Here is a 7,751-nt window from a genome sequence, read left to right as displayed (position 1 = left end):
CTGGGCTGTACTCCGACACCGTGAGTGAGCTCGTCGCGAGCATCTGCAATCACAACGAAAACTAGCCCCCACATCCCTGAAGGATCACGAAACGGTTACACCACTCCACGGGACTTGACCTTACTCCGATGAGATCACAGTGGCTCAGGCGGCCCAGATAATTGCGTTCCTGAATTCAGAAGGAGGCAACGCAACACTGAGTTCCTCCGTGGGAAGTAGCCAGTCCAAAATGAGGAGCAAACAGGTGGAGAGCGCGCGCGATGCCCTTGACATCTCGGGCGCTATGAAGAACCCGGAGAAGATAGTTGCGCTAGCCGCCTACGTCATGCAAGACGGCGGTGAGTCCTTCAAAGTCGAGGACGTGAAGTCGGCGTTTCGGCGGGCACGGGAGACTGCTCCCGCCAACTTCCCCCGCGATCTCGATAAGGCGATCGCTGCGGGCTGGGTTGGAGACAATGGGAGCGGCGAATATATGTTGACCGCGAAGGTCGATGGAGTACTTGACGGCACCTTTACGTTCTCAAAGGGCAACCACAGTTCGCGCGGCCGAAGCTCCTCCCGTCGGACGACGCCAACAGCCAAGAGCACGAAACCCAACCACGAGAAGCCTGAGACGTTCGCTGCAATCGATGAGTTTCCGTCCACCATGGATGGATATCCGCCCTACGGCAAGATGAATCACAACAAGGACAAACTTCTCTGGGTGATCAAGTTTGCCAAGGACCACGGGATTAAGGGACTCTCAAATAGGGACATCGCCTGGCTTACAGACCATCTCAACTCGGGGATCCCGACTAAGCAAATCACGCAGGCGTTCATCTCTGCACAGCGGCCCGGCTACGCAAATAAGTCCACACTTGACCACACACTTCGGATCACCGACGAGGGTGAGAAATTCCTAGCAGGTATCGGTTCAGGCTAGTCAGGAAACTAGAGCGACAGATTTCACAAGTCAGTCCAACCGAGGGGGATGAACGTGGATGTAGAAGAGCTTCTTGCGCGGGCCTGGGGGGCTGTTGAGAAGGCGGGTATCCCGGAGGCGATTCAAGAGTATGCCTTCAAGGAGGCTCTTACGCTACTAAGCGCCGCCCCCGTGGCTCCGCCCGACGATCTCTGGGATGCCGAAAAGGGCGACGAGGAGAAAGACTCAACCAGCGACCAACGTTCGGACGCTCAGCTCTTCGAGAAGTTCTCACAGGAAAGCGGCGTGCTGGTCGATCATCTCGAACGCCTCTACTATTTCGAGGACGGAACGCCCCACGTCAATGGGCCAAGGTCCAGGTTCGGTGCCAACGTCGCGGACCAGGCCCGGGCGGTGGCTTTAGCTCTCACTTCCGCTTACGACTTCGCGATGGATCGTCCGGGTGTCCCGGCCGCCACGGTGCGAGCAGAATGCGAGCGTCTGAAGTGCGATCCCGGCTCGAACTGGGTCAAGGTCATGAATGCGCTAACGACTGTAAACTATGTGGGCGCCCCGGGAAAGAAGACGCTGCGAACCAAGAACGACACGGCCGAAGCATTGCAGAAGCTCGCCCTCAGCGTTCTGAGCACGTCGGGATGAAGCTCGTCGAATATCTAGCACCCCTCAAGAACGCGAGTCAGCAGTCTCGCGTCCTTGCCACGGTGTATTTCTTGGAGGTTACCCAAGCTCGAACTGAATTCACGACAGCCGAGATCCGTGGCGCTTTAGTCGAGTCACGGATCACCGGCGCGAAGACATGGAAGATCGCATCCCTACTTGGTGGCGCTGGACACTATGTCGATGCGACGGGCTCACAAACAAGTCGCGTATGGACACTGACCGAAACCGGACGCAAGGCCGTAAAGTCCTACGCGCCGGCCCTCCCCTCGACCTCCAGCATGGTCAAGCAGAGTGAAGTGGCTGGCCTTCGCGCCAAGGTCTCTGCGATAGGTGATAGCGAAGCGCGAGCATTTGCGTCTGAGGCGCTTGATTGTTTGGAAGTTGGTGCACACCGAGCAGCCATCGTGTTCACGTGGGTGGCAGCGGTGCACGAACTGCAGGAACGCATATGGCGGGATTCGCTGCCTGAAGTGATCACGATCGCGGCTCAGAAACACAACCCGAGAGCTAAAGCTTGCAAGAAGCGAGACGACCTGAGTGAGTACAACGAAGCGCTACTGCTGCAAGTCGCTCAGGATCTCGGCATCATCGACAAGAACCAACATACAGAGTTAAAGAAGGGGCTTGATCTTCGCAACGGGTCTGGCCATCCGAACAAACTTCGCCCGGGCGAGCACAAGGCAAAAGCTCACATCGAAGACATCATCACCATGCTCTTCTAGCCGCCGTGGAACGATGTTGGCCCTGATGAAAAGAGAACCTATGGAAACGTCATTGAGCCTACTTCGCGTACCGGGCGAACTGGAATACCTAGTCAATGAGCGACAAACTGCTTCGCCTGGTAGGGGACTTGCCAAAGCGAGCCCCCTGTCTGGTAAGTACAGAGCCGCACAGACCTTGACGCCGACCGCGCTACGGAGAATTAGCAGCCTTGCCGTTGCAAAACCCACACAAGATGATGTCTCGATCGCGTACCCCGCATGGCTGGACGGACAACCGATCCCAAGACTAATTGTGACCGCCGAATACCGAGGGTTGGACGCCTTCGGCTCGTCGCGACTCTTGGCCGACCTCGACCTCGCGGTACGCCGGGCAGGCACCATGCAGAAGGAGATACTCCGGTCCGGCGGTGCAACGAACTGGCCAGAACCTCTCCGCACCCATCTTGGCGGGCTTCGACTATTGGACGCCCGCGTTGGTTCGTTTGACGTACTTCTGACCGTCTGGGGCTCGCTTGTCGCCATTGCAGGCAGTTCGCCCATATCAGTCGCTGGTTTGATCGCGCTTGCCTGGGACGCTTGGCGTGGAACTTCTCGCATGGCCAAACGGTGGGTTGGCTCGGTTCTTGCTACGGGCCAGCAAGGCCAGCCATCGCTGGTTGCGCCCGATTCAGCAGTGCCCTGGGGAATTCAACACACGAAGGCGCTCGCACCAGTTCTTAGGGACGCCATCGCGAACGACCAGGGATTCGAGTTCTTTCTGGACGAGAGCGACCGGAGGATCAAACTGACTGTCCCGCCGAAAGCACGGGACTGAATAACCGACGGTTAAATGAAATCCGCCCAATGGGGAAGAGCATTTGAAATCTAAGCATCGGGGCAAAGCTCCCCCATTTCGCGTACGTACCCAATCGCTCTTCCGTGTTCTGTTCCCAAAGTACGATCGAACATTGCAAGCCCGCGACGTAGTTGCGGCGAACAGGGCAAACGCCAGAATACTTCGGACCCTTCCCGCGAGTGGCTTCGCCTTGGTACCCGCGTTGGGCCTCGCGGTAGTAGTTATCAACCTGCTATATCGAGTGCGCGGAAACACGAACTTGGCCACAGCGATCTTTCAGGCTCTTCCCATTTCCGCCCTGGCCATGATCGCGTTGCTCAGCCTCATGAATCTGATACTCATAGGTGCTGCGAACGCACTCGCCACACTCTATGGGCAAGCTGGCATGCCCCCTCGGCCACGTCACTTTGTCCGAGTCGGCCTGATAGCGCTGGTCACAATTGCCTTTTCGACTGTGCCCTGGTTCTTTTTCCTGCTCATCCTTCTATCTGCATACGTATACTGGCGCAGCGAGCTCGCTGAACGAGTTCCTGCGGCGATACCATTCATCAGTTGGGTGTCGCGAGGTCCGGCACCGATTGACACAGAGCTCCGGCGCCTATGGCACGAAGCAAGATACGGATTTCGGATGGCGGGGATCGCCATTCAGGACGTTCCCGGGCACCCGGTTGTCTTGCCAGACCCTTTCAGAGCCAGAACAACGACGAGAATTCAATCCGATGTACTCGAGCGCCAGCTTGACATCAAAAGATCATCCACCACGACAAGCCTCGGTCGAATCGCTTCTGTGCTCGCGGTTAGCCTAGGGATCTACGCAGGCCAGATCTTCACCACCCCGATGAGCTTCGCGCCTCGGGAAATTGTTAACTTCAAGTCGGGTCCACCTCTCTCGGGATACGTGCTGGACGCTGGCGACAGTATCTTCTTCGTCAACACGGCCCTATCGACGGGTCGCTACGTCCCGAACGAACTGATTGGTTCTAGGGAGGTATGTAGCACGTCTCCGTGGGCAAGTTCCTTCCTCACATTGCTCGCCAGCGGGTACGGGACGGACGGAGCGAATTGCGGTCCGGCAACCAACTGGTAGGTCGCATGGACATTGGATCAATGCCTGATGATGCGTGCCACAATCGTCAGTGCGCGCCGGAACGGCAGACGACCGTGTCTGTCAGGGCAAATGATGCCGGTAGAGTTTGAGCGCTGCGTACCGGGGGGTTCGATTTTGGTTCACATTCAAGCGTTCGAAGTAGTTAATCTGGGTAGCCGAGTAGGCCCAAGAGATCGAGAGCTAGATAGGCATGTGAACGTCTTTTGGGGCCTGAACGGCTCTGGAAAGACAACCCTGTTGAAGATTCTCCATTCTGCACTTGACAACGGTTCAACCGAACTCGGGGAACTCCCCTTCGAGGCGGCCTCCGTAATTCTGCGAGACGACGCGTCGAAGAACGTATTGCGACGCGCTTACCGTCAGCGTCGAAGTAGCGACGGAAGGGTGCTGAAGGAACATCGATTAATCCGAGAGGATGATGACGGATGGATTCTTGATGAGACGGAGACCAGCGACTGGGACTCTCACTTGATTTCGGCGCCTCGAAACGCAAAGCGAACAGTTCCTGTAAATGCCAGCTTCACTCACTCATACCTGCCAATCTCTCGCGTCACAGAGTTTCGCCCTCGATACTGGCAGGGAGCCTCCTATCGGACAGCTTCGGACACTCGGCCGGTGGGCCCGGAGGAACGCTTTGTCGAACAGGTGCGTCGTCGTTGGCAGGCATACCGTTCTGAAAGCCTTAGCCGAGTTAGAGACATCCAGCAAGTCGGCCTTGCTCAGATTCTCGCAATTCTGTTCGGTTCCGCGATACCCATATTCTCTCGCCCGGTAGGGGTTGGAGCCGAAGATGCGTACCGGCTTGTGCAGAATTTTCTGCGCGAGCAGCGCATTTCGTTCCCGGTCAGGCGCGAAGATTTTGTAAGCCGATATGAAGAATCCGTTGAGCATCAGCAAGTTGTTGCGAAGATCGTAGAAGTGCAAAAGCAAGCGGACGAGGTTCTTCGCCCGCAGCGTGAATTTCAGGCCGTTATCGACGAGTTCTACTCGGGAGATAAGCACCTGATACTGAATCGAACGCCGTCACCAAGAGATGCGCTCAGTATTGAGATCGGCGATCGAGCCATACCACTAAAGGCCCTTTCATCAGGAGAGAAGCAGCTATTGCAGCTGCTTCTTGAGGTTCTCGCGGCTGAAGATACGACAGTAATGATTGATGAGCCTGAACTGTCTATGCACGTCGACTGGCAACAACGACTGGTTCAGTCAATGCGGCGCATCAACCCGAATTGCCAACTAATACTCGCGACACATTCGCCCGAAGTAATGGTCGACGTAGACGACGCCGTGATATTCGAACTATGACGAAGCTACTTCGGGATGCCCGAGCGTTCGCGCGCCGAGCGAAGATGAGCGCACACCGGATCTTCGCCGTCGTCGAAGGACGTAACTTTGATCGCCCATACTACGAACGACTTCTAGAACAGGTTCCTTATACCGAGGATGCCAGGCGAATTTCTGTACGGTTGGCAGAGGAAATCGAACTCGACGGGGAATCCGCGGGAGGCAAGTCGCACGCACTCCAGCTCCGTGAGTTTTTTGAGTCTCGTGCGGAACTGAAGCAATCCAATCAGGGTGGAGACGTCCTGATTATGTTCTTCTTAGATCGCGATGTGGACGACTTCGTAAGAGGCGCTCCCCCGAGGAACGTTGTGCACACCGAGATGCAGGATGTCGAAGCGCAGATCCTATGGCTTGGAGACCTCAAGCGCGCCGTGGGGTCATCGCACGGTCTGGCTAGCGCCCAGGTTACGAAGCTGACCGAACTGGACAACATTCCGGGATCGCTCGCCGCCCTGTGGCGCGAATGGATCTTGTTGCGGTTGATCGCCGAGTCAGCGAATGCCCCGTCGACTGCGCGATTTGCTCAGACCTCACAGATCAATAAGCCCTGGTATGGAGCGATTGACCCAGCTGCACATGCAGAATTGTGTTCGCGTGTAGCGACCGCGGTGGGAGTCGACGCGTTTTCGACCGCTCGGCTGCTGGCGTCGACCTACTTCGATGAGCGATTGGCGGCGGGCCGATCGGCCGAGTTGGTAAAGGGGAAGTGGGCTGCTAGCTATGTTCTGCATTACGTTCACTCCACGCTTAGCGACGAGACAATCCGCGCAAACGTGAGCAATGAGGCTCTCCTGAGCGCGTGTCTTGAAACTATTGAGTTCAAGGGTGATTGCGTGCAGCGGGTGGAAGAGGCGATCGATCTAGCATTGTCGAGTTGACGACTGGCTAGATCTCCCACCAGGCGCCGAGTATGAATCGCTCAAAGCTCGGCATTGTGACAGTCAAGAACACGGAGCTGATCGTCGGGGTTCCCGACCAGCTCGAACGGACGGCTCGTCTTATTGCCGCGGCACGAGGCGAGGACATCAATGCAGTGGTTTGCACGACCCTGCGCGAGTACGTCGGGGCGGTGCCGCTGTGAGCGTGCACGAGCGGTTCGGCAACCGGCTGCGGCGGTGCCGACACTGCGGCATCCGGGTGCCCCGCGGGGAGATGATCTACAACCACCGGGCCTGCTCCGAGGACTGCGCCGACGAGCTGTGGATCAGGGAGAAGTTCGACCCGTACGTCGGGTGAGAGCGCGCGAGGGGTGGGTCAGCTTCCGGGCGGCGAGGCAACAGCCGGTGTGCCGAGGTCGGGTCGCTCTGCAGCTGCCCGCATCCGCTGGTCGAACTCGCGTCGTGACGCTTGCCAACCCACCACCGGCAGTACGGCGAGCACATAGGCGTTGTTGAGCGCATGCAGGACTATCGGCAGAACGATGTCGCCGGTTACGAAGTAGACGTACGTGTACGCCACGCCGGACAGGCCGGCGCTTGCGACGCCTACCCACCCCTGGTAGCCGTGCAGCACGGCGAACATGGTCAGCGAGAAGATCACGCTCACCCAGAGGTTGCCGCTGGTCTGCAGAAGCAACGCTGGGATGCCGACACGGAACATCAGCTCTTCGGTGATACCCACCACGACCGAACCGAGCACGCCCCGGGTGAACAGTTCCGCGACAGATCGGGGCAGATGAGCGGTGGTCGCCGTCTCGGGGGGACGGAAGTACTCGGTGATCGGGGTGGCCGCCGAGCGCGTGTAGTGCCAGACCACGAAGCCGAGGTGTTCCGACTTGCGCACCGTTCGACGCCAGAGAAAAACAGCTCTCGCCGCAGCCAGCACGATCCCGGCCGCGACGAGTGCGGCGAGCGGCAATCCCCCGGTGGCGAGCACCTGGCGCCCCCAGGCCACGAAAGGCCAATCGCCCGCCTTTGCGAGCATCGGTTCGATCTGGTCGCCCGCCAGCCGCAGGATCACGAGGAACGACGCGAGAAAGCCGGCTATCCGCAGAGCGATGCCCGCCACGATCGTGACTTGGCGGCGGGCGAGCGACATACCGGGGCGCAGCCGCACCCACATCACCGGGACGATTGACACGACGATCAGGAGGTAGGCGAAGAGGAACTCGGCGGATTCGGGCGCCATGGCGCTACCGCCCCCGGTTCTCTTCGCGCATGT

Annotated in this window: 8 protein-coding genes; 7 read left to right on the top strand and 1 reads right to left on the bottom strand. The window is 58.2% G+C overall.

Going from position 1 to position 7,751, the window contains the following annotated elements; genetic code table 11:
- The first annotated feature begins 139 nt into the window (after positions 1-139).
- The 7 genes from EPO52_RS11300 (at position 140) to EPO52_RS11270 (ending at position 6,827) form a co-directional block, all read left to right on the top strand.
- The gene (locus EPO52_RS11300) at positions 140-922 is read left to right on the top strand and encodes a hypothetical protein (protein ID WP_290806137.1); all 783 of its coding nucleotides are present in this window, start codon (positions 140-142) and stop codon (positions 920-922) included.
- A gap of 54 nt (positions 923-976) precedes the next feature.
- A complete protein-coding gene (locus EPO52_RS11295; RefSeq protein WP_290806135.1) occupies positions 977-1,561 on the top strand; it encodes a hypothetical protein in 585 nt (194 codons plus the stop codon).
- Positions 1,558-2,304 (top strand): hypothetical protein, encoded by a 747-nt coding sequence (locus EPO52_RS11290; RefSeq protein ID WP_290806132.1) that lies wholly within the window; start codon positions 1,558-1,560, stop codon positions 2,302-2,304. Before EPO52_RS11295 ends, EPO52_RS11290 begins: the two co-directional genes overlap by 4 nt.
- Before the next feature lie 1,949 nt (positions 2,305-4,253).
- Positions 4,254-5,552 carry an AAA family ATPase gene (locus EPO52_RS17805; RefSeq protein WP_363340066.1) on the top strand — a complete coding sequence of 433 codons (1,299 nt, stop codon included), beginning with the start codon at positions 4,254-4,256 and terminating at the stop codon, positions 5,550-5,552.
- Complete coding sequence (locus EPO52_RS11280; RefSeq protein WP_290806126.1) at positions 5,549-6,469, top strand: hypothetical protein; 921 nt, start codon at positions 5,549-5,551, stop codon at positions 6,467-6,469. Before EPO52_RS17805 ends, EPO52_RS11280 begins: the two co-directional genes overlap by 4 nt.
- A gap of 32 nt (positions 6,470-6,501) precedes the next feature.
- On the top strand, positions 6,502-6,672 hold the full coding sequence (locus EPO52_RS11275) for a hypothetical protein (RefSeq protein WP_290806123.1): 171 nt from the start codon (positions 6,502-6,504) through the stop codon (positions 6,670-6,672).
- Positions 6,669-6,827 carry a hypothetical protein gene (locus EPO52_RS11270; RefSeq protein ID WP_290806120.1) on the top strand — a complete coding sequence of 53 codons (159 nt, stop codon included), beginning with the start codon at positions 6,669-6,671 and terminating at the stop codon, positions 6,825-6,827. The genes EPO52_RS11275 and EPO52_RS11270 overlap by 4 nt, the downstream gene beginning before the upstream one ends.
- Before the next feature lie 18 nt (positions 6,828-6,845).
- On the opposite strand, the gene EPO52_RS11265 is transcribed toward EPO52_RS11270, so the two are convergent.
- Positions 6,846-7,718 carry a CPBP family intramembrane glutamic endopeptidase gene (locus tag EPO52_RS11265; RefSeq protein ID WP_290806117.1) on the bottom strand — a complete coding sequence of 291 codons (873 nt, stop codon included), beginning with the start codon at positions 7,716-7,718 and terminating at the stop codon, positions 6,846-6,848.
- Positions 7,719-7,751 lie beyond the last annotated feature (33 nt).

The sequence above is a fragment of the Herbiconiux sp. genome, assembly GCF_004297105.1.
Lineage (GTDB): Bacteria > Actinomycetota > Actinomycetes > Actinomycetales > Microbacteriaceae > Herbiconiux.
The sequence above is the reverse complement of the archived record's forward strand: the minus strand, read 5'-3'. Positions and strand labels throughout refer to the sequence as shown.